This is a genomic window from Pseudoalteromonas sp. MBR-15, from assembly GCF_053628915.1.
The window spans coordinates 205,293-227,423 of sequence record NZ_JBRJHH010000006.1 but is presented as its reverse complement, the minus strand read 5'-3'; the positions used below and the strand labels follow the sequence as shown (position 1 = coordinate 227,423).

19 protein-coding genes are annotated in these 22,131 nt (G+C 43.4%); 8 read left to right on the top strand and 11 right to left on the bottom strand.

Going from position 1 to position 22,131, the window contains the following annotated elements; all coding sequences use genetic code 11:
* Positions 1-103 precede the first annotated feature (103 nt).
* From ACSSVW_RS10530 to ACSSVW_RS10520, 3 genes are read left to right on the top strand one after another with little or no spacing between them, the layout of a single operon-like run.
* Complete coding sequence (locus tag ACSSVW_RS10530; RefSeq protein ID WP_454179283.1) at positions 104-1,573, top strand: tryptophan halogenase family protein; 1,470 nt, start codon at positions 104-106, stop codon at positions 1,571-1,573.
* A gap of 20 nt (positions 1,574-1,593) precedes the next feature.
* On the top strand, positions 1,594-2,319 hold the full coding sequence (locus tag ACSSVW_RS10525; RefSeq protein ID WP_454179273.1) for a SapC family protein: 726 nt from the start codon (positions 1,594-1,596) through the stop codon (positions 2,317-2,319).
* Positions 2,319-3,329: a cupin-like domain-containing protein gene (locus ACSSVW_RS10520; RefSeq protein ID WP_421418798.1), complete on the top strand. Its 1,011-nt coding sequence runs from the start codon at positions 2,319-2,321 to the stop codon at positions 3,327-3,329. The genes ACSSVW_RS10525 and ACSSVW_RS10520 overlap by 1 nt, the downstream gene beginning before the upstream one ends.
* A gap of 65 nt (positions 3,330-3,394) precedes the next feature.
* Here ACSSVW_RS10520 and ACSSVW_RS10515 read toward each other — a convergent pair whose 3' ends face one another.
* From ACSSVW_RS10515 to ACSSVW_RS10505, 3 genes are read right to left on the bottom strand one after another with little or no spacing between them, the layout of a single operon-like run.
* On the bottom strand, positions 3,395-4,426 hold the full coding sequence (locus ACSSVW_RS10515) for a glycoside hydrolase family 16 protein (RefSeq protein WP_075594049.1): 1,032 nt from the start codon (positions 4,424-4,426) through the stop codon (positions 3,395-3,397).
* Positions 4,417-6,933, bottom strand: coding sequence for a glycoside hydrolase family 3 protein (locus tag ACSSVW_RS10510; RefSeq protein ID WP_421418800.1), 2,517 nt, complete (start codon positions 6,931-6,933; stop codon positions 4,417-4,419). Before ACSSVW_RS10510 ends, ACSSVW_RS10515 begins: the two co-directional genes overlap by 10 nt.
* Before the next feature lie 11 nt (positions 6,934-6,944).
* Positions 6,945-8,210, bottom strand: coding sequence for a sugar MFS transporter (locus tag ACSSVW_RS10505; protein ID WP_074988914.1), 1,266 nt, complete (start codon positions 8,208-8,210; stop codon positions 6,945-6,947).
* 234 nt (positions 8,211-8,444) lie between these two features.
* Here ACSSVW_RS10505 and ACSSVW_RS10500 point away from each other — a divergent pair, with 234 nt between their 5' ends.
* The 3 genes from ACSSVW_RS10500 to ACSSVW_RS10490 are packed head-to-tail and all read left to right on the top strand — an operon-like array spanning position 8,445 to position 12,157.
* The gene (locus ACSSVW_RS10500) at positions 8,445-9,779 is read left to right on the top strand and encodes a GH1 family beta-glucosidase (RefSeq protein ID WP_454179272.1); all 1,335 of its coding nucleotides are present in this window, start codon (positions 8,445-8,447) and stop codon (positions 9,777-9,779) included.
* An 18-nt stretch (positions 9,780-9,797) separates the two neighbouring features.
* Positions 9,798-11,129: a glycoside-pentoside-hexuronide (GPH):cation symporter gene (locus tag ACSSVW_RS10495; RefSeq protein WP_036966243.1), complete on the top strand. Its 1,332-nt coding sequence runs from the start codon at positions 9,798-9,800 to the stop codon at positions 11,127-11,129.
* 23 nt (positions 11,130-11,152) lie between these two features.
* Positions 11,153-12,157, top strand: coding sequence for a LacI family DNA-binding transcriptional regulator (locus tag ACSSVW_RS10490; RefSeq protein ID WP_036966238.1), 1,005 nt, complete (start codon positions 11,153-11,155; stop codon positions 12,155-12,157).
* Here ACSSVW_RS10490 and ACSSVW_RS10485 read toward each other — a convergent pair.
* Genes ACSSVW_RS10485 through ACSSVW_RS10465 form a run of 5 tightly spaced genes read right to left on the bottom strand, consistent with a single transcriptional unit; the run spans position 12,144 to position 17,649 of the window.
* Positions 12,144-14,111 (bottom strand): response regulator, encoded by a 1,968-nt coding sequence (locus ACSSVW_RS10485; protein ID WP_454179271.1) that lies wholly within the window; start codon positions 14,109-14,111, stop codon positions 12,144-12,146. The genes ACSSVW_RS10490 and ACSSVW_RS10485 overlap by 14 nt on opposite strands.
* 10 nt (positions 14,112-14,121) lie before the next feature.
* Positions 14,122-14,583, bottom strand: coding sequence for a response regulator (locus ACSSVW_RS10480; RefSeq protein ID WP_036966232.1), 462 nt, complete (start codon positions 14,581-14,583; stop codon positions 14,122-14,124).
* On the bottom strand, positions 14,584-16,062 hold the full coding sequence (locus tag ACSSVW_RS10475) for a sensor histidine kinase (protein ID WP_421418807.1): 1,479 nt from the start codon (positions 16,060-16,062) through the stop codon (positions 14,584-14,586).
* Between the two features lie 22 nt (positions 16,063-16,084).
* Positions 16,085-16,294: a histidine kinase gene (locus ACSSVW_RS10470; RefSeq protein WP_036966223.1), complete on the bottom strand. Its 210-nt coding sequence runs from the start codon at positions 16,292-16,294 to the stop codon at positions 16,085-16,087.
* Between the two features lie 14 nt (positions 16,295-16,308).
* Positions 16,309-17,649 (bottom strand): sigma-54-dependent transcriptional regulator, encoded by a 1,341-nt coding sequence (locus ACSSVW_RS10465; RefSeq protein ID WP_036966220.1) that lies wholly within the window; start codon positions 17,647-17,649, stop codon positions 16,309-16,311.
* Positions 17,650-17,869: 220 nt separating this feature from the next.
* On the opposite strand from ACSSVW_RS10465, the gene ACSSVW_RS10460 reads away from it, so the two are divergent.
* Positions 17,870-18,382, top strand: a complete 513-nt coding sequence (locus ACSSVW_RS10460) for an NUDIX hydrolase (RefSeq protein WP_454179270.1) — start codon at positions 17,870-17,872, stop codon at positions 18,380-18,382.
* A 59-nt stretch (positions 18,383-18,441) separates the two neighbouring features.
* On the opposite strand, the gene ACSSVW_RS10455 is transcribed toward ACSSVW_RS10460, so the two are convergent.
* Genes ACSSVW_RS10455 through ACSSVW_RS10445 form a run of 3 tightly spaced genes read right to left on the bottom strand, consistent with a single transcriptional unit; the run spans position 18,442 to position 20,586 of the window.
* Entirely contained in the window at positions 18,442-18,936 is a 495-nt protein-coding gene (locus tag ACSSVW_RS10455; RefSeq protein WP_454179269.1) for a YgjV family protein, read from the bottom strand.
* A gap of 49 nt (positions 18,937-18,985) precedes the next feature.
* Positions 18,986-19,561 carry a Crp/Fnr family transcriptional regulator gene (locus ACSSVW_RS10450; RefSeq protein WP_259369861.1) on the bottom strand — a complete coding sequence of 192 codons (576 nt, stop codon included), beginning with the start codon at positions 19,559-19,561 and terminating at the stop codon, positions 18,986-18,988.
* Entirely contained in the window at positions 19,549-20,586 is a 1,038-nt protein-coding gene (locus ACSSVW_RS10445) for an NAD(P)H-dependent flavin oxidoreductase (protein WP_454179268.1), read from the bottom strand. Before ACSSVW_RS10445 ends, ACSSVW_RS10450 begins: the two co-directional genes overlap by 13 nt.
* 167 nt (positions 20,587-20,753) lie before the next feature.
* On the opposite strand from ACSSVW_RS10445, the gene ACSSVW_RS10440 reads away from it, so the two are divergent.
* Complete coding sequence (locus ACSSVW_RS10440) at positions 20,754-22,130, top strand: NAD-dependent succinate-semialdehyde dehydrogenase (protein ID WP_454179267.1); 1,377 nt, start codon at positions 20,754-20,756, stop codon at positions 22,128-22,130.
* Position 22,131: the final 1 nt, after the last annotated feature.

The window sequence follows — 22,131 nt, the reverse complement described above, 5'->3', positions numbered from 1 at the left end:
GTCTTTATAGCGTTTAAGGTAGCTTTGAACATGCAACAGAATAATGTAAAAAAAGTGGTCATTTTAGGAGGGGGGAACTGCCGGTTGGTTAACCGCGGGTTTAATTGCCGCACAGCCACATTTAACCCATAACGCACAGATCACCCTCATTGAATCCCCTGATATTGCCACCATTGGTGTTGGTGAAGGTACCTGGCCGACAATGCGCCAAACACTGAAAACCATCGGCATTAGTGAAAGTGACTTTATTCAAACCTGCGATGCTTCATTTAAACAAGGTTCACGCTTTGATGGCTGGTGCGAAGATGATGGCAGCACCCATTATTACCACCCGTTTAGTTTGCCTGTTGCCTATCAGCAGCTAAACATTGCTCCCTATTGGTTCGCCAATAAAGAGGCCGTAAGTTTTAGCCATGCCGTCGCAAGTCAAACCTACTTATGCGATCACCACAAAGCCCCAAAAAACCACCTACACAGCGCCTACCAAGGCGAAGCAAACTATGGTTATCATTTAGATGCTGGAAAGTTTGCGATGTTATTGCAAACTCACTGCACCACTCAACTTAATGTCGAGCATATTGTAAGCCATGTTGAAAGCATTAATAACGATGATGAAGGCTACATCAGCTCATTAGAAACACGCGATCATGGAATAATTACCGGCGACTTGTTTATTGACTGCTCGGGGACACACGCAAAGCTCTTACATCAACATTACGGCGTTGAATTAATCGAGCAACAAGATGTGCTATTTAACGACCGCGCAGTGGCAGTGCAAGTACCTTATGCAAGCCCACAACAAGACATTTTGTCTTATACCAAGGCCACCGCTCAAGATGCGGGCTGGATTTGGGATATTGGCCTACAAAGTCGTCGTGGGCTTGGTATGGTTTACTCAAGTCGTTTTGCCAACAGTGATGATGCCAAACAAGCGCTTGGCCGCTACATTGAAAGCACCCAGCCAGGCACAGACCAAAGCCAATTAACATTTCGCGAGATTCGTTTTACACCCGGCTACAGGCGCACTTTTTGGCATAAAAACTGTTTAGCAATCGGAATGTCAGCAGGCTTTATTGAACCGCTAGAAGCCTCTGCACTCGTGATGGTGGAGCTTGGTCTTAATAATTTACTGGCTAATTTCCCCACACACCGTGCAGCGATGCCTACGCTTGCCAAACGCTTTGATGACCAATGCCATTATCGCTGGCAGCGCATAATCGAATTTTTAAAACTGCATTACGTGTTATCAAAACGGACCAGTCCATACTGGCAAGCACATAAAGAAGCCGCAAGTGTACCGGCGCAACTGCAAGAGAATTTAGCGCTGTGGCAGTATCAAAGTCCATGGCTCAACGATTTTGATCGTGCCCAAGAGGTATTCTCTGCGGCCAGTTATCAGTATGTGCTCTATGGCATGAAACAGCTGCCTAAATTTCCAAGCATGGCAATGCCTGCTGCAATTGTTGAGCACTTTACTGCTAATCAACAACATGCCAAACATGCTTTACAGCAGCTACCAACAAATCGTGAGCTGCTAAACCATATTCAGCAATTTGGTATTCAACCTATTTAATATCAGCATTAGGAGGCCCAATGGCCAATCACGTTTTACTTGATAATATTAGCCATAAAGACCTGAAAGTGATCACCGCACGCGGTGCCGACTGGGGCGATAAAATTAGCTGCGCCACTATTTTCCCAAGCGAGTTTGCAAAAGTACAAGCAAACCAACCTATCGTATTTCGTAAGCAACCACAAACAGGCCAGTTTGAAGCATTGGCATTATTTGGTTTTGAAAATGGTGAAAACCTACTGCTTGATGAAAAAGGCGAATTAAAACTAACTTACTTACCGCTTAGCATGCAGCGCCAACCGTTTTTAATAGGCCAACAGACGCAATATAACAATGGAATTCCTGAGCAATCATTAGTGGTGCATATTGATTTAGACAGCCCCCGTGTTAGTACAAGTCAGGGGGAAGCCATTTTCCTTGAGCATGGCGGTAACAGTGATTACTTAAATCACATTGCTCAAGTACTGAATACCCTGCATCAAGAGCATCAAACAATTAATGGTTTTTTTGAGCGCCTACTTGCCGCCAACCTGCTGGAAGCATTCAGTATCGAATATGCCCAAAAGAATGGCGAAAAAGTCACAGTGACAGGTTTTTATACCATTAATCAACACGCACTAAATGATTTAACACCGCAACAGTTAAAACAGTTGCAACAGCAAGGCGACTTAGAAGCCATTTATATGGTACTTGCATCAATGGAACAGATCCCACACTTACTGAATAAGAAGTGGGCGCAGCAGTAATGTTTAGCGCAGCGCCAATTAATGAGTGCAATGCCTCAGAGATTACCAACCTCAAAGCGTTTTTAGCCGACTTAACTGAGCCTTTGGTGATAAGAGAGCTGTGTGCTCACTGGCCTCAGGTTGCAGCAGCCAAAAAAGGCGAAAAACAGGCATTAAGCTACCTTTTAGAGCTGGCCAATAATGCGCCTGTTCGCAGTTTTAGTGCCGATGCTATGCATCAAGGCCGCTATTTTTATAATGCTGATTTATCGGGACTTAATTTTTCACAACACGCCGACTCACTTAAAAGCGTGCTAGACAAGTTAGTCGATAAATTAGCGCACACACAGGCTGACTCGTTGTATATGGGGTCAACCGCTGTGGAATACTGCGCGCCGGGCTTTAGCCTCGACAACCCATTAGAGGTGACCGATTATAACTGCCTAACAAGTCTCTGGGTGGGAAATCACAGTCATATTGCGGCTCATTACGACAATGCCGATAACTTGGCGTGTGTTGCTGCGGGTAAGCGCACCTTTACCCTACTGCCCACTGAGCAGGTAAATAATTTATATGTTGGGCCTCTTGAGTTTACACCCGCGGGTCAGGCTATTAGCTTAGTCGATTTTAATAACCCTGATTTCACGCGTTTTCCACGTTTCAAAGAGGCAGCAAAAAAGGCGCAAACAGCGACATTAACACCTGGGGATGCTATTTATATTCCTGCACTTTGGTGGCACCAAGTCAGTGCAACACAGCCATTTAATGTGTTAGTTAATTATTGGTGGCGACAAGCTCCGGAGTATTTGGCCAACCCCTTTGATGCTATGTTGCATAGCATGTTGGCGATAAAGGACTTACCAAAAGAGCATAAACAAAAATGGCAGCAATTGTTTAATCACTATGTATTTGCTGATGAGCTCGATTTAACCAGCCATATTGCACAGCCTGCACACGGTATTTTGGCTGATATTGATGAATTAACCGCAAGAAAAATAAGACAATTATTACTGCAAAAACTCAACCGATAGAATGAGCCAAAAGCCAGCAGATGCAACGAGTTCGGCGAAACACCTGCAGGCTCTTGGCTCATAATTCACTGACGTTTGCCTTTTATGTGCACTGCTGATGGCTGCACAGAAGCGCACCCCTTGCCCGTTTCACTGTTTTGACTACACTGAAAAACACGCACATAATCCACTAGCATTTGCTTTGGATAACCACTCATATCAACCCCTTTATCATTCACATTGGCGGGCCAATTACCCCCAACTGCAAAGTTGAGTAATAAATGAAAACGCTGATCAAAAGGGGCAAAACCGCTATTTTCTACAAATGAGCCATCGGCTTGCTGTGATGTTGAATACCACTGGTCGTGGCGAAACGTTGCATAGTGCACATTATCAACATACCAACGAATTTCATCTTGCTGCCATTCAAGCGCATAAACATGAAAATTATCAGCGGGGTTATCTGCATCACTAAAACGATAAGGCGTGCCACTGTAAACATTTTCAGGAGCAGGTCCACCGTAATGCAAGGTGCCATGCACGCGTGTTTCTAAGCTACCAGCTGGGGCTGTTTTATCATCAGTTTGAGTGTTTAAATTAACCGCTTCCATAATGTCAATTTCGCCTGATGACGCCCAGCGACCATAGTGCCAATCCGTAGGCAGCATCCAAATAGCAGGCCACGCCCCTTGTCCTGCTGGCAATTTAGCGCGAACTTCAAAGCGTCCATAACGCCAATCACCTAAGTGCTTAGTACGAAGCCGTGCCGATGTAAATGGCTGAGTAGCCACCAACGCTCTTTCAGCATCGCGAGTAACTTCATCTGCGTTATGTAAAGGCCCAGTGTATTGCTCTTTACGCGCAACAATATGCAACAAGCCAGATTCAACAAAGCTGTTTTCGCTTCGGGCGGTATAGCATTGCTGCTCATCATTACCACCACCACGGCAATTAACTTCGTGCTGCCACTTAGTTGGGTCAATGGTGTTTTGTTCAAACTCATCGTGCCAAACAAGCTGCCAGCCTTCACCTAGGCTGGCTTTAATGGGTTCTGCTGTTTGCTGACAGGCACTCAATGCGCCTGTTAGCAAAATAACAGCATAGGTTTTTACTGACATGAAATTGTTGAGTCCTGTGCGTGTGAACTGCTCACACTAAGTTTAGCAACAGATACATGCCACGCACCGTCAGTTGCAAGCTGCCATGGTGAGAATATTTGTCCAAGGTTAACGCCTTGCTCAACAAAACAGTTCAAATCAACCGTGAGTGTTTGCCACTCAGTCGTGCGTGTTAGCTGTTTGCTAATATCAAATTGACCGTCACAATTTTCACCACACTGCATCCCTAACATCAATGGTGCATCTGCTGCTTGGTCTATCTTAATTTGCATTTCAAGCTGACCCGCTTTTTCAACATATGAACGCAAATCTGACGGGAACGCAGCCATTAAACGTACCGCAGCAGGCTCTTTACCATTAAAGGTAATCGCACGCGCGTCTTCTTGTACGTCTTTATCAAAGGTTTTTACGCTTACCGCATTGAGTGATGCACGGCTACTTGTCATTGTTTGTTGCTCATTACCACTTTGCAGTTGCAATGACCAAGGGGCTTTTACTGCGCGTTCAAATAACACTAAATCTTCTAATTTAGTGGCCACGTCAGATACCTCGTTTAGTTCATCAGTTAAGGTATTGGCATCTTGGTAGGTTAAGCCAAAGCCATACGGCAGCAGAGGTGCGTAGTTTTTATCGCCACGATTATAATTTTCTACCGGATTATTTGGCCAAGAGAACGATAATTTCCCTTTAAAATCATGATTAATTGAACCGTCAGCCTGTTTAAAGATGACATCGCTAATGGCATCACCTTCACTGCCTACAAGCCAAGTTGCTACAAACGCATCACTGGCATTAAGCTCAGCATTCACCCACATTGGGCGACCACTAATAAACAGAGATACCACTGGAATTCCGGCTTGTTTCAGCTTTTTAAGTAAGGCTAAATCTGATTTATTACCACGCTGATATTCAAGGTTATCTAGGTCACCATTGCCTTCTGCATATGGTTGTTCACCAAACACTACAATGGCCACATCAGGTTTTGTTGTATATTCACCGTTTAAATCGTATTGAACCTGTCCACCGGCTTGCTCAACCGTGTGTTTAATACCATCGTAAATTGATGATCCACCCGGAAAATCACTGTTTTCATTACCAGTGCCTTGCCACGTAATTGTCCAGCCACCCGACTGCATACCAATGTTGTCAGCACCCAGACCCGCGACAAGTACATTTGCTTTAGGCGATAATGGCAACAGCTGTTGCTTATTCTTTAATAACACTAACGATTCACGCACCGCTTGCTTGGCAATTGCACGATGCTCTGCACTGCCAATGATGTCTGTTTTGCCTGAAAGCGGACGGTTTGCCGGGCTTGGTTTATCGAATAAACCGGCACGCATTTTAACGCGCAGAATACGCGTTACTGCATCATCAATTCGGCTTTGGGCAATGTCGCCACTGTTAACTTGTTTGATTAAATTTTCATACAATGGCTTCCACGCATCTGTTGGTACCATGTAAACATCAAGACCCGCATTCGCAGCTTGCGCACAATTACCATTTGTACAACCCGGGATTTGACCGTGACCATTCCAGTCTCCAACAACAAAGCCATCAAAGCCCATTTTACCTTTTAACACATCGGTAAGTAGGTACTTACTGCCGTGAATTTTCTCTCCATGCCAGCTATTAAACGACGCCATCACCGTTTGTGCGCCGGCACCTAGCCCACCAACGTAGCCTTGGGCATGAATATCAAATAACTCTTGCTCAGATGCCGTGTTATTACCTTGATCGTCACCCCCTTCAGTCCCTCCATCACCTAAAAAGTGCTTAACGGTACTGATCACGCGCTTATCCGATAAAAAGTCTTCATCAACTGCGCCTTGTAACCCTTTTACAATTGCTGCTGAGTAAGCTTTAACGATTTCAGGGTCTTCAGAATAGCCTTCATATGTACGTCCCCAGCGATCATCACGAACCACGGCAACGGTCGGTGCAAACACCCAGTCGATACCCGTTACCATCACTTCTTGTGCGGTTGCCGCTGCAATTTTCTCAATTAAGGCGGGGTTGTTTGTCGCCCCTAAGCCAATGTTGTGTGGGAATAAGGTCGCCCCAATTACGTTATTGTGACCATGCACAGCATCGGTGCCCCACATAGTAGGGATTTTGCTGCCATCAAGTGAATCGTCAATTGATGCTTGATACATTTTTTCAGCCAAGTCTATCCAATCAGCGGCGCTGGCATGTTTATCATTATTAGGGAATGCGCCTCCACCATTTAGGTAAGAACCAAACCCGTATTTACGCATATCTTCAACCGTGATATCTCGAATTTCAGGTTGAATCATCTGCGCCACTTTTTGCTCAAGCGTCATGTCTGCCAAAAGAGCTGCTATTTGCGCTTCCATTTCTGGGTCTGCGTTAATGCCCGTTTCGATACGAGGCCAGATTTCATTCTCAGCGTTCATTTTTGCCACCTTATCTTGCCCTGTACAGCCAAGAATGCTGATGCTGGCAATCATTATCGAACACAGCGTTAATGGTTTTTTTATTGTCATAGTCTGCACCTTTAAGAATGACGGTTCTGAGACACTACTTTTGAGCCAGAAAGCGCAAAGTAAGTAATATATAAATAACAAGCGATTGGCAGTAGTAACGCGAGCTGTACACCGATTGAATCAGCCAGCATACCTTGCATAAGCGGTATAATGGCGCCGCCAACAATCGCTAAACATAAAATACCTGACCCCTTTGAGGTGTATTTACCCAGACCATGCAGTGCCAAGCTAAAAATGGTTGGGAACATAATTGAATTACATAACCCAACCAGTAAAATCGCCCACATTGCAAGGCTGCCCTCGCCGGTCATTGCAACAATAATCAATACAACAGCCAGTAATCCATGACACGCAAGCACTTTACCTGCATTGAACTTTTGCATTACCAGCGCGCCGATAAAGCGGCCGATCATGGCGCCAGCAAAATAGTAGCTAATGTAATGAGCGGCTTCTTTATCAGTTAAGCCTGCAATGTTATCAAGGGTTAAAAAGCCGACTAAAAAGCTGCCAATGGCGACTTCAGCACCGACATAAACAAAAATACCCACAGCACCAAGAATCAAATGGCGATACTGCCAAACGCTGCCTAAATCAACAAAGTCTTCAAGGTCTTGATGCTCCGCTTCGTTATCAGCTTCTCTGCCTAACTTAGGTAATTTTAAGAATGCAAAAATGAGGGCAAGAACCAGCAAACTGGCAGACAACATTAAATAAGGAAACTTCACTTGTTCCGCAGTCGCATGACTCACTTCCGTTAAAATTAACCACCCACCGAAAATAGGTGCAACCGTGGTGCCTAGCGAGTTGAATGCCTGGGTCATTGTTAAACGTGAAGACGCGGTTTTTTGTGGTCCAAGTACACTGACATACGGATTAGCAGAGACTTGTAAAATAGTGATGCCTGATGCAAGCACAAACAAGGCAAGTAAAAACAACTCATACACATGTGCGACAGCCGCAGGGTAAAACAGTGCGCATCCAATTGCTGCTACAACCAGCCCTACAACAATACCAAACTGATAACCAATACGACTTACAAGCTTACCGGCGGGAATAGACATCACAAAGTACGCGCCAAAAAAGCAAAACTGAATCAGCATCGCTTGCGTGTAGTTAAGTGAAAACATGCCTTTTAGATACGGGATCAGAATGTCGTTTAAACACGTGATGAATCCCCACATAAAAAACAAAGTGGTTAATGATGCCAGTGCAAAAGTTTGCTTGGGCATCGCCACTTGACTTGATGTTGCCGCAACAGGCGTTGAAACATGAGCCATAATTTTATTCTCTAGTTATTTATATTTATCAGTTTGTTACAGCAAATATAGTGCTTTTTCATGGTTAAAGAAAAAACAAAAAAGTGTTGCAACATAAAATGTAAGCGCTTACATTTATAACATATAAATCATATTAAGCAATTTATTTGCAGAAAAACTGTAAGCGCTTACAACTGACTACTATGCTGTATGCCAGCCGCCTTACACAATCAATGCGAAGGAAGACTATCCACTGTGTTTAAAACTATTTCTCTTTTGCCCGACTCGTATTTACTCAAGCCCGAGTTTACCTTTGGTGTTGCTACTGCCTCATTTCAAATTGAAGGCGCACGGGATACACGCTTAGCCTGTATTTGGGACACTTTTTGCGAAAAACCTTCCGCCATTGCCGATAACAGTAACGGTGATATAGCGTGCGATCATGTTACACATTGGCGACACGATATTGAGATGATTGCTGATTTAGCCGTTGATGCCTATCGTTTATCTATTTCATGGCCTCGGGTAATCAACGAGGATGGCTCTGTAAACTCACAAGGCATGGCATTTTATACTGAGTTACTCAGCGCACTTAAAGCACGCAATATCAAAACATATGTCACCTTATACCACTGGGATTTACCCCAGCACCTTGAAGACAAAGGGGGCTGGCTGAATCGCGAAACAGCCTACAAGTTCCAAGACTATGCCGACAAAGTCAGTCGTCACTTAGGTGACTTGGTTGACTCTTTTGCCACGTTGAACGAACCGTTTTGTAGTGCGTATTTAGGCTACGAAATTGGTGTTCATGCTCCGGGCATAAAAAGCCAGCAAGCAGGTCGTCAAGCGGCTCATCATCTATTACTGGCTCATGGTTTGGCTATGCAAGTATTACGCAAAAACTGCCCTAATACCGAGGCAGGTATCGTATTAAACTTCAGTCCAACCTACCCACTGACAAAGAATGATTGCAACGCAGCAAAGCTTGCTGACCAATACCATAATCAGTGGTACATTAAAGCGGTTTTAGAGGGATGCTATCCCCCGCTTTTTGATGACTTAGCGGCGGATGTGAAACCCATTATCGAAGCCGATGATATGGCAATTATTAGTCAATCTGTCGACTTTATTGGCGTTAATTACTATACCCGCATACACTACAAAAACACGCCTGATGGCTGGTTTGAAGAAGCCCCGCTGACCGATGTGCGTGTCACCGATATGGGCTGGGAAGTTTACCCAGAAGGCCTGACTGAGCTGCTTGTTTCATTACATCAGCACTATAATTTACCCAAAATGTATATCACCGAAAATGGTGCAGCTATGGCTGATAGTTTAGTAGATGGTGAAGTATACGATATTGAACGCGTTGATTATTATCACACTCATTTAAATGCTGTGTGTAATGCAATTCGCCAAGGCGTTAATATTCAAGGCTATTTTGCATGGAGCTTAATGGATAACTTTGAATGGGCGTATGGTTATGAAAAACGTTTTGGGTTAGTTTATATCGACTATCAAAGCCAACAACGCATTTTAAAAGAAAGTGCAAAGCAGTATCGCGCACTGTTAAAGCAGCGAAAAAAATAATAACAAACGAGAACACACATGCTGACAACAAAAGAAAAGATAGCTTATGGCTTAGGAGATACAGCGAGTAACATTATCTTTCAAACGGTAATGTTATTTTTAACTTTTTTCTATACCGATATTTTTGGTATCTCGCCAGCAGTTGTCGGCACCCTGTTCTTAGTGGTAAGAGTCGTTGATGCGATTACCGATCCACTTATGGGCGCATTAACCGACTCGACACGCACTAAATATGGCAGTTACCGGCCTTATTTGCTGTGGCTGGCTGTGCCATTTGGGGTGATTAGTATGATCACCTTCACAACCCCCGATTTACCCGAGTCGGGCAAGGTCATTTATGCCTTTATCACCTACACACTCCTTATGCTTGTGTATACCGCTATCAATATCCCTTACTCTGCTTTAGGGGGCGTATTAAGCCCAGACCCTAAGCAACGCGTATCTATACAGTCTTATCGCTTTGTATTCGGTATGTTAGGAGGATTGATTGTCAGTGCCTGTACTTTACCGCTGGTAAATTGGTTAGGTAAAGGTGATAACGCCCTAGGTTATCAGCTTACTATGGCACTGATGAGTGGCTTGGGTGTGGTGTTATTTTTAATCTGTTTTCGCTTTACCAAAGAGCGTGTTATAGCCGAGCATAACAGCTCTCTGAGCTGGAAAAGCCGCATGAGCACCTTATTGCAAAACGGCCCGTTTAAGGTACTTTGTTTTGCCGCCGTTATGCTTTTAACCAGTATGGTACTTCGTACCACCTTGGCAATTTATTACGTCAAGTATGTTCTTGGCGAAGCTGAACTGGTCACTTACTTTATTACAATAGGCATGATAGGTAATATTTTAGGCTGTGCTTGTGCGCAACCACTCAGTAAACGTGTCGATAAAAAAACGGCCTATATTCGCTTACAATACATCTCGGCCATCATTAGTTGCGTGGCATTTTGGTTACCGAGCGAACAGTTAGCACTTGCCTTTATTATTTACTTTTTATGGTGCTTTTTCACCCAAATGGCCACCCCGTTACTGTGGGCCAAAATGGCCGACACGATTGACTATGGGCAATGGAAAACCGGTGAGCGATTAACCGGCCTAGTGTATGCCAGTGTGGTGTTTTTCATTAAGCTTGGCCTTGCTTTGGGTGGGGCTATTGCTGGCTGGTTACTCGCATTTTACGGTTACGAAGCAAACACAACGCTGAGTAATCAAACACTGTCGGGAATTTTGATTTCATTTACGCTATACCCTGCAATAGGCAGCGTGCTTGTCGCCTTAATCATGAAAAGGTATATTCTCGATAATAAAACAGTTGAGCAGATCAGTGCTGACTTGTCACTGAAAAATCATCCATAATTTGGGTTTTAAAAAGGAATAACATGGCCACCATTTACGAGGTGTCGAAACTAGCGGGTGTATCACTTGCGACTGTTTCAAGAGTAATGAATAACAACGCTAATGTTAGTGATGCCACTCGCAAAAAAGTCACCGCAGCGATGGATGAACTTGGTTATAGACCTAACTCAATCGCTCAATCATTAGCGTCGAATTGCTCAAACAGTGTTGGCCTTTTGGTATCTGAATTACATGGTCCCTTTTATGGACCGATGATGAGCGGTATAGAAAATACATTTCGCAATCAAAAAAAGCACTTAATTATCGCCGCAGGCCACAGTAATGAAGAGCGTGAAAAACAAGGCATTGAATTCCTTATTAGCCGTAATTGTGACGGGCTTATTTTACATGTTGAAGCCGTAAGTGATGACTACCTTATAAAACTCAGTAAAAGCCAAGTACCCTTTGTGCTAATCAATCGCTTTATTAGTGAATTAAGCGATCGGTGCATTATTTTAAACAACATTAAAGGTGGCTACCTTGCAACGAAACATGTGCTTGAACAAGGCCATAAACAGATTGCATATATTAGTGGTCCACTTTGGAAAAAAGACGCGCAAGACCGTCTTGAAGGCCATAAAAAAGCACTCGCAGAGTATGGGTTACCCTTTGATGAACAATTACTTTATCAAGGTGACTTTATGGAAGCCAGCGGGTTTACAGGCCTAAAAACGCTTTATCAACACGCTAAGCCGTTTAGTGCGGTTATTTGTGCCAACGACGAGATGGCAACCGGTGCTATGGCGAGCGCCAGAGAGCTCGGTCTCACACTCCCTGATCAACTTTCTATAATGGGTTACGATAATGTGTTTTTTACACGCCATGTTTACCCCCCTCTCAGTACCATAAACTACCCTATTAACGAAATGGGCAAAATGGCGGCAGATTGGGTGTTGAGCCACGTTTATCAAAAGCAAACGGCTCCTTTGCAAACTGTATTTGAACCTGAGCTGGTTGTAAGGCAGTCGATAACCACTAACCCTCAATAAGCTGGGTTAACAAGCCTAAGTTAATCGGCTTTAACAGCACTTGATCAATATCTAACTGTTCAATTTTTTCTGGTTCTGGCTCAGCCCCACTGACAATAACTAACGTTAAGCTGGGGTAAAGCTGTTTAACTTCGCGTGCTAAATCAAGTCCTTCACCATCAGGTAGGTGCATATCAAGTAACACTTTATCGAAGTGTTGGTCCGTGTGTAAGGTTTGTAGGCACGCCTTATAACTGGCTGCAATCACCGTTTCGACACCCAAGCTTTCTAACAATAGCTGCGTAATTTGCGCGGCATCACTATCATCTTCCACCAGCAAGTAGCGTGTACTTTGTTGTGTTATGGCGGGGCAATCATCACGTGCCACGACGGGGTCGGTTTTTCCTTGGCAAATATAATGGTTAAGCACATGGTAAAGTAGACCTGAATCAAGGGGTTTCGCTATCATGTCATTAAAGCCAAGCGCGGTAAGTTCGCTTTTAACGCCTTTCATTGTGGCGGCCGTTAACGCAATAATAGGACCTTGGTAACCCATTTTTCTGAGCTCTATGGTTGCTTCTTTGCCGCCCATAACAGGCATGTGCAAATCGATAAAAACAATATCAAACGTCTTACCATTTTTTTCAGCAGCGGCCACTTTTTCAATCGCTTGTTTGCCGTTTTCAGCGTATTCAACATCAGCCCCGGTGCTGGCGATCATATGGCCCACTAAAATACGCAAATCTTTTAAATCATCTACAACTAACACACGGCCATGGGTGGTCAAGGTCGTTAACTTTTGTTGGTAATCTGGATTCGAATCAAAGCGAAGTCGTTGGCGTTCAACATCGCGAATATTGCCAGGGTAAATCGACAAGGTGAATTCAGACCCGACTCCCTGAGTTGACTCCAAACTGATTGACCCCTGCATACGCGTTAACAGCTCAGAACAAATAGCAAGGCCAAGGCCTGCTCCGCCCACATCGCGTGATTCAACATCGGCAATTTGTTCAAACGGTTTAAAGATAATAGCTTGCTTTTCTGGTGCAATACCCAGCCCTGTATCTTTAATACTAAAAAACAGCATTTCGCGCTCATTAACCCACGCAGTCCATGCGCGCACGACAATTTCACCGTGGTTCGTAAACTTAATCGCGTTATTAATAATATTAATTAAAATCTGTCGTAAGCGCGTGGCGTCTGAATTAATGATTAAAGGCAGGGCTTGCTGCGACTCAAATCGCAATGATAACCCCTTATCAATCGCAGATACCCGCATCAGCGTGTACACATCAGCCATCAAGCTATCTAGGTTTACATCACTGCAGTTCAACTCAAGTTTATCTGCAGCAATTTTAGACAAATCAAGTACATCGTTTAACAAACTCAAAAGGTGTTTACCGTTTCTGTAAATTACCCCGAGCTCATTCTGCGCATGCTGGTTTTTTTCACTTTGCATTAATAGCTCAGTGTAGCCAAGAATTGACGACAAAGGGGTGCGTAACTCATGACTTAAGTGCGCTAAAAAACGGTCTTTCGAGCGGTTTTCAGCTTCGGCTTTTAAACGCTCAACACGTTCATCTTCGACTTCTCGTCGCGCTAGTGCGTAACGTATCGCGCGCGCAAAACGCCCTGAGCTCATTTCGCTTTTAACTAAGTAGTCAACAGCTCCCGCATCGAGCGCTGCGGAATCAAGCATTTCGTCAGACTGCCCCGTAAGCATGATTATCGGGCCGCGAAAACCATTCGCAACAGCCCGTTTTAGCACTTCTAATCCGTCCGATGCCCCTAAGCGATAATCTAACAAACAAATATCATGTTTGTTCTCACTCAGTACACCAATCGCCTGCTCAGGGCAGCTTAACCATTCAACATCAAATGTATGGGAACCCAGTTGCTCTAAGTAATCACAGGTCAGAATATAATCATCTTCATCGTCTTCTACTAACAGTAATCGGGTTACCTTATCTAACATTGCTTATCCTTTAATCATTATTTGATGGCGGTAGTTCAACAAACTCGACCCAGTATTTTCCTAAGGTTTTCATGAGCTCGACTAATCCATCAAAAGTAACCGGTTTGGTGATATAAGAGGCTGCACCTAAGTCGTAGCCTTTGATCATATCTTCCTCTTGCTTTGATGTAGTAAGAATAACAACCGGAATCCCTTTTAAATTAGGGTTAGACTTAATCGCTTGTAACGCTTCACGTCCATCCATGCGAGGCATATTTAAATCAAGCAATATGAGCCCTGGACGCGGCGAGTTTTCTTTCTCACTGAACTTGCCTTTTCGTTCAAGGTATTCAAGTAGCTCAACACCATCTTCAACAAAAAACAGCTCATTAAGTACGCGACTTTCAGCTAAAGCGTCTTGGGTTAATAAACGATCGTCTTCATCGTCATCTGCCATTAAAATGGTTATGGGTTTTACTTTATTAAGTGGCATCTAAGCCTCTCCTTGCAATGTGAAAAGTGATGTTTCCACAGGTAGTTTAATAGTGAAGCTTGCACCCTCACCCACTTGACTGGTTGCTGTAATTTCACCACCGTGGCGTTCTACGATTCGTCGGCATACAGACAAGCCAATTCCAGTGCCTTTGTATTGCGAACGACCATGAAGGCGCTGAAATGGAACAAATATTTTTTCTAGGTACTCTTCAGAGAAGCCAATACCGTTATCTGAAATAGTAATAATTTCCCACGCAACATCGCTGTTGTGTGCAGGGCTAAACTCTTCAGTCCGTTGATAGGAAATGGTAATGATAGGTGGCACATTTTCACGTCTAAATTTAACGGCATTAGAAAGAATATTTAAAAACAGTTGCAGCATCTGACTCGGATCAGCTTGAATATGCGGTAACGTATCTAAGTTTACCGTTGCCTCTGATTCTTTAATGGCAATCTCAAGGTCATCTAACACTTCATGAACGACCTCGTTAAGGTCTGTATCAATAAAGTCTTTGCCACGAGTTGTAACTCGCGAAAACTCTAATAAGTCATTAATCAAATTAGACATGCGCTGCGCCGCATTTTTCATACGATTAATATAATCGAGGCCTTTTTCACCCAAATCGTCTTTGAACATACTTTCGAGCCGATCACTAAACGCCTGAATTTTCCTCAGAGGCTCTTGTAAATCATGGCTGGCGACAAACGCAAACTCTTCTAGCTCTCGGTTAGAGCGACTTAATTCGTCTGAATAAATGGTTAACTCTTGGGTACGCTCTGATACTTTAGCAGCCAATGTTTCATTTTGCATTTCTAAATCTGCACGGTATTTTGCTGCATTAAGTGAGTTGATCCGCGTCAAAATAAACATGCCAATGATCAATAGCGTACTGGTCACCGCTGTGATCGCAAAAGTCAGTTTCGCGTCGTTTTTGATTTGCGATAATTTAGCAAACTGTTCGACTTTAAAATTAAGTTCGCGCATATGAATTTCATCAACAGCAGCGCGAATGTCTTTGTAAAGTTCGCGCCCTTTATCTGTTAAAAGCAAACGCCGAGCTTTCACATTTTTATCGGCCAAAGCAAGATCCGTAATTTGGCTCATTATTGCGATTTTGTCATTCACTAAAAAAATAAACCGCGCAATACGCTCAGCCTGACCGGGTATCTCAGAATGTAAACTTTTAACCAGCATAATTTGCGCTTGCATAGACGCAATCGCATCATTGTATGGCAGCAAATAATCTTCACGGTCTGTCAGTAAGTAACCTCGTTGACCCGACTCAGCTTGCACCACCGATAAATGTAATCGTTCAATGGCAGTATTTAGCGAATTGGTGTTATCAAGACTATTTTGTGTCTCTGTCAGTGAGCGAATCGTGTTTACTGCCAAAATGGCATTGGCTATCACAATACACAGAACAATCGCTATAAAGCCTGCCCAATTTAATGTGATTTTTCCCTTTTGTTTATGCATTTTCTTCCCAATGGCTTATTCGTTAATCGCTGGTATGCGTATCACTAATTTGCTGAAGTTGCTCACTACATTGCTGGCAATTGGCGATAATCTTATCAAGCGCGGCCAATGCTTTTTCTTTAGGCATATCGTTTTCTAATACGAGCTTAACTAACTCTGCATTCATTGAAATACGGTTAAGTGGTGCGCGAGCATCGTGTACCAACTGACGTAAAGACTCGTGATTATTCATTTTTTATCCTTTTTTTATTTGTATTCTCCGATGCCGCCATAAGCATTTAAACGGTTATAGAGTGTTTTAGTACTGATCCCCAGCATTTGTGCTGCGATGGTTTTATTACCTTGTACTTTATCCAAGGTTGCGTGGATCAGCTCTTTTTCGACTTCTTCTATGGTTTGTCCAGCCATAACCTGGCTGGTCTGTGTTTCTTTATTGACGCGAGAAAATGGTGATTCGAGCGATTCAGGTAAAGTAATAGCACTGCCTTTAGGGTCGCTCATTATAAAAGCACGGTGAATAGCATGGCGAAGCTCTCGCACATTACCGGGCCAATCATGACTTTCAAGTTCTTTTAGCTGACTTGCTTGCCATTTAAAGTCTGTGCCATTTTCTTCGTTTAGTTGCTCTAAAAATGCGTTCGCAAGTAGCGGGATATCTTCTTTACGCTCACGTAGCGCAGGAATATCAATCGGAAAAACAGCTAAGCGAAAATAGATATCTTCACGGATCACGTTGTTCTGCGCAAGGTCATCCAAGGTCCTGTTGGTTGCTGAAATAACACGGCAGTTCACCGCTTGCTCTTTTGTCCCCCCGACACGGGTCACTCGTTTATTTTCGAGGACACGCAATAAATTTGGTTGCATATCAATGGGCATTTCGGTGACTTCGTCTAAAAATAACGTACCACCAGCAGCTTGCTCAAACACCCCTTCTTTGCGCGCAACAGCCCCTGTGAAAGCGCCTTTTTCGTGGCCAAATAATTCGCTGCCAATCAACTCTTTAGAAAATGCACCGCAGTTTGTGGCAACAAGTGGGCCATCGCAGGCTGTCGCATTGTGAATCGCTTGTGCGACGACTTCTTTACCGGCACCACTTTCCCCCATGAGCATGACATTGGCAGAGGTTGCTGCGACACGTTCAATCATGGTGTAAAGCTTATGCATAACATCAGATTCACCAATGAGCGTGCCAAAATGACGTTTAATACTCGGTGCTGACTTTTTCTTTGTATTTGCTTTTTTAGGGTTGAGAACCCTTTCGATGTCTTCGCGCTGAAGGGGTTTAACTAAGTGCCCTACATTCGCCTCACACATTTCTGCTAATTTCCCCTTCACCGAAGGGTGGCCAGAAATGAGAGTCACTCGCGGGGATTGACCAATTTTTTTAAGGTGTTCAAGTAGGTGCAGACCACTGCCATCTGGTAACATAAAATCTAAAAAGACGTGGTCGAATGTATTGTTTTCGAACCATTGCTCTGCTTCTGCAAGGTTTGCAGCTGTATTTATATTATGCCCGAGGAATTCTACAATGTGACACACGACATCACTAAACTCACTGTCATCATCAACTAAAAGCACATTTAACATATTCTTTCCCTAAGCCTTTTTTTACCATTCTACGCACAGTTTTTCCGAAAATAAAACAACGAGCGTTAGGTAGCTAAGTTGTTATTAATTACAACTATATTATCGCATTAAGTTTCAATTTGGGGTAATTATAATGAATTAAATATTCATAACACGTTATCATAACTCACCAAATATTAAGCTAAGCTGTACTTTAGCGAAGTTGCTACGTTGTAATTACATGAAATTATTAAGAAAAGTTATTCATCCAAGCCTCAGTAATGATTATGGTTCGGTATTTATTCGCAACACCGCGCGTGCAATCGTGCTAAAAGGTGAACACATACTGCTTTTATACACCGCACGCTATGATGACTATAGTCTACCGGGTGGTGGAGTCGATAACGGTGAAAGTATTGAACAAGGCCTGTACAGAGAGCTTTCAGAAGAAACCGGTGCACAACAGGTAAACATAACGCACCCACTAGGCTTATACGAAGAAATTAGGCCGTGGTATAAAGATGATTTTGATTGTGTGCATATTAAATCTTACTGCTACTTTTGCGAAATCAACGGTGAGCTAGCCGCGCCCAAAATGGAGCACTACGAAGTACAAAATGGCATGCAACCAAAGTGGATTAATATTTATGACGCCATCGCTCATAACGAGACCACCTTGGCTATGAGCGAAAAACAAGGTTTATCTATTCAACGGGAAACCTACTTACTCAAGCTGATTGCTAACACGCTTTGAGGGTTTTTCGATGGAAAGCACGGTATGCTTATAATGCCGTGCTAATACCTTACTGAAACTCATACAGCTTTAGGCGGCGCATAATAGCGCCATATTCCGACTAAATTACTCAATAAAAATACCGTTTCCATCACCACTGCGACTGGCGAAAACAAGAGCGCGTTATGTGTTATCCAACATAGCGTACCTACCACCATCATCAGCCGTAATGATAAGTCTTTACTTTGGAACGAAGCATAAGTCTGAATTAAGGTTGCGGCGAGGGCTATAACACTCACCCAGTTATACCAAGTCAGGCTTACAGCAGCCATACTCAGCAACATGAAAATAACCATCATCCTGGTTTTACGGGCAAAAATACAATATACGTAGCGCACTGCGGCTATGAGCATTAAGCTTGCGGCACTTAAGTTATCAAGTAGCAAAAAGTGCACAGAAGTGAGCAACACAGAACTAAACAAACAGGCTAAAATAAACTGCCTTTGCTTAAATTGAAATGACGCTAAATCGAGTAATGTGGCAATAGCGACCAAGCATTGCGATAAAATAAACATACCAACTCCTGAAAAATCAGCAGTGTAATGTTCCTTAAAATCGCGCACATTAACTTAAGTTAAGACGCCCTCTAATTCGCGATAATGAAATAGCTGAAATACCTAAATACATTGCGACCTCATTTAAACTCAATTGTGCGAGCCAATGCGGTTTGTTATCCAGCAAATATTTATACCTTTGCTCTGGCGTATTCAGTAATAAAAAGGCTTCTTTTGCCTCTTTAAATAATAGCTGTTGAGTGATTAATTTATGCTTCATTGCTTGCCAATCTGGGTTATCAAATAAAGTAAGTGGCACTTTGATAAGCTCAGCGTCCCGCATTACTTTAAGTTGGTAAAACGCATTAGTTTCGGTTAGCCAGTTGCCATAAAGCAGTGCAAACTCATCCTGAAAGTAAAACTCTTTGCACTTTTGAGCGCCCTGCTCTGATACATGTAATGCACCAAGTACTCCAGATACAATTAAATACCCCGCTTGTTGTTGCTCACCTTGCTGTAGCAGCACATGCTCTTTAGCGTACCGCTTGAGTGCAATCATGCCCGCAAGCTTATTACGAAACTCATTAGCAAGGTAATGGTAACTATCACCCAAGGGCAGTAACTGAGTATCCGTCAAGATTGCCACCCTTGCATTAATAGCGCGGTTATTTGTTTGGCGTTAATGCCTTCTCTGGCTTTGAAATGCTCACCACACCACAGCGGTGAAAAACCACTGCTTCCTTGTGCTTCTGCTTTTAAGCGCAAGGCTGTTAAGGCTATCGAGGCATAAGGAAAAGCAGGCGCTTGCGTTGGCATTGCGCCAAGCTCTTGCATAATTCTGTTTCGTATCCCGCGCGCAGGACGACCCGAGAAAAGAGTGGTGAGCTCAGTATTATTTGGCGCTGTCGTTTTTAATGCTTCACGGTGTAATGCGCTTGTCGTTGCTTCTTCACATAACAAGTAGGCACTGCCAACTTGTACTGCCGCCACGTTGAGCTCTTTAAACATTTTTACCTGTTCTGGCGTACTAATGCCCCCAGCCGCAATTATCGGTATATCCAAACATAAACAATCATGAACGAGCTGTTCTGTGCTGGGTTGTGACGATAAATCCATCGATAGAAAGCATCCTCGGTGTCCACCCGCTTCTTTGCCCTGTGCAATGATTGCATCAACACCACGCTCTTTTAACCAACGAGCTTCGTCTAAAGTCGTTGCTGATGACAAAACCTTGCCACCCCATGCTTTGATTTGCGCGATAATTTCTTGATTAGGTAAGCCAAAATGAAAACTAACCACGGGAGGTTTATAAGTCGCAATTGTATCAATTACCTGTTGATCAACGGGCTGTCGTGAGGCTTTGCGACTGAATTGCGATGCATCTATTTCAAACTCAGCAAAATATGGGCTTAATAGTTCATGCCACTGCTGTTGTTCAGCTTCGCTGTACGGGCTGACTTGATGACAAAAGAAGTTTAAATTATATGGCTTATTAGTATGGTGCGTTAAATAGTCTAACTCGTTAATCAGTTGCTCTTTCGAGAGCATGGCACAAGGTAACGACCCCAAACCTCCCGCTTCACACACCGCAACCGCCAGTTGTGCATTTTGCACCCCTGCCATGGGCGCTTGGATAATCGCAAGCTCTGTATTAAACAATGTATTACTCATAGCCTATCCTTGTAAGTTTTGCAGCCTCTTGCAGTTTTTACATATTTCCACACACACAGAAACCAGATAAAAACAAATAAAATCTAATAAAAACAAAAACCTAAAAACATTTAAAAAGCTGGTGTTAGCTTTGCACAAGGTCATGTACATTTTGTAAGGAGATAATGATGACTGATACAGTAACTACAATCAATCCAACAAACGAGCAAACTTTAAATACCTACACTCTCTTGTCTTTACAAGAAGCTAAGGCTGAAATAGATAAATGCCATAAAACCTTTTTATCATGGCGCGAGACATCTTTATTAGAGCGAGCTAAATACCTTAATCAACTTGCAAAATTGATTGACGATAATAAGCATGAATTAGCACAGTTAATGACTGACGAAATGGGCAAGCTTTATCAACAAGGCCTACAAGAAACGGAACTTTGTGCTGCTATATGTCGCTACACAGCCGACCAAGGCCCTGAGGTCCTCGCCGAAGAAAAACGCGATATGCAAGGTGGCCGCGCCATCATTAGCTACCAACCTATCGGTGTTATCTTAGGTATTCAACCTTGGAACTTCCCTCTTTATCAGGTTATTCGTTATGCCTGTGCTAATGTTATGGCTGGTAACACGACCGTGCTAAAACACGCCGGTAACGTATTTGGAATGGCTGAAAAAATTGAGCAGTTATTTAACGAAGCTGGTTTTCCAACCCATTGCTTTAAAAACTTATTAATCGACGGTAAAACAGCCAGCGAATTAATTGAGCATACCGCTATTCGCGGGGTCACATTTACTGGCAGTGACAGCACGGGTAAAAAAGTGGCAGAGCGTGCCGGTAAGCATGTCAAGAAAACCGTGCTTGAGCTTGGCAGTAATGATGCTTACGTTGTCCTTGATGATGCCGACCTTAATACCGCCATTGAAGCATGTACCCAAGGTCGTCTTATCAATAATGGCCAAACATGTGTCGCGGCGAAACGCTTTGTGGTGGTTGACGCAGTATATAATGACTTTAAAGCACGTATTAAAGAACAGTTTGAGCAAGTAAAACTGGGTGACCCTAATGATAAAAACACAGGGCTTGGGCCAATGGCACGTGAAGATTTACGCGCACAGCTTCACCAACAAGTACGTGACTCTATTGATGCTGGAGCGAAGGCGATTGTCGGTGGCAGCATGCCAACAGGCACTGGTTTTTACTACCCAGCGACCTTACTTGAAAATGTAAAACCAGGAATGCCAGCCTACGATGATGAGCTATTTGGCCCCGTGGCCTCTCTGATCCGCGCCAAAGATAATGACGACGCGATGCGTATAGCCAACGACTCGCGTTATGGATTAGGAGGAGGTATTTTTTCTAGCAACGAGAAACAGGCTGTTGAACTGGCTAGGCTGCATTTTGATACAGGAATGGTAAATATAAATGGCTATGGACTCGCTCAGCCAAACTTGCCGTTTGGTGGAGTGAAAGACAGTGGCTATGGCCGAGAGCATGGTGGTTTTGGCTTACGCGAATTTGTAAATATTAAAACCATTATGATCAACCAATAAT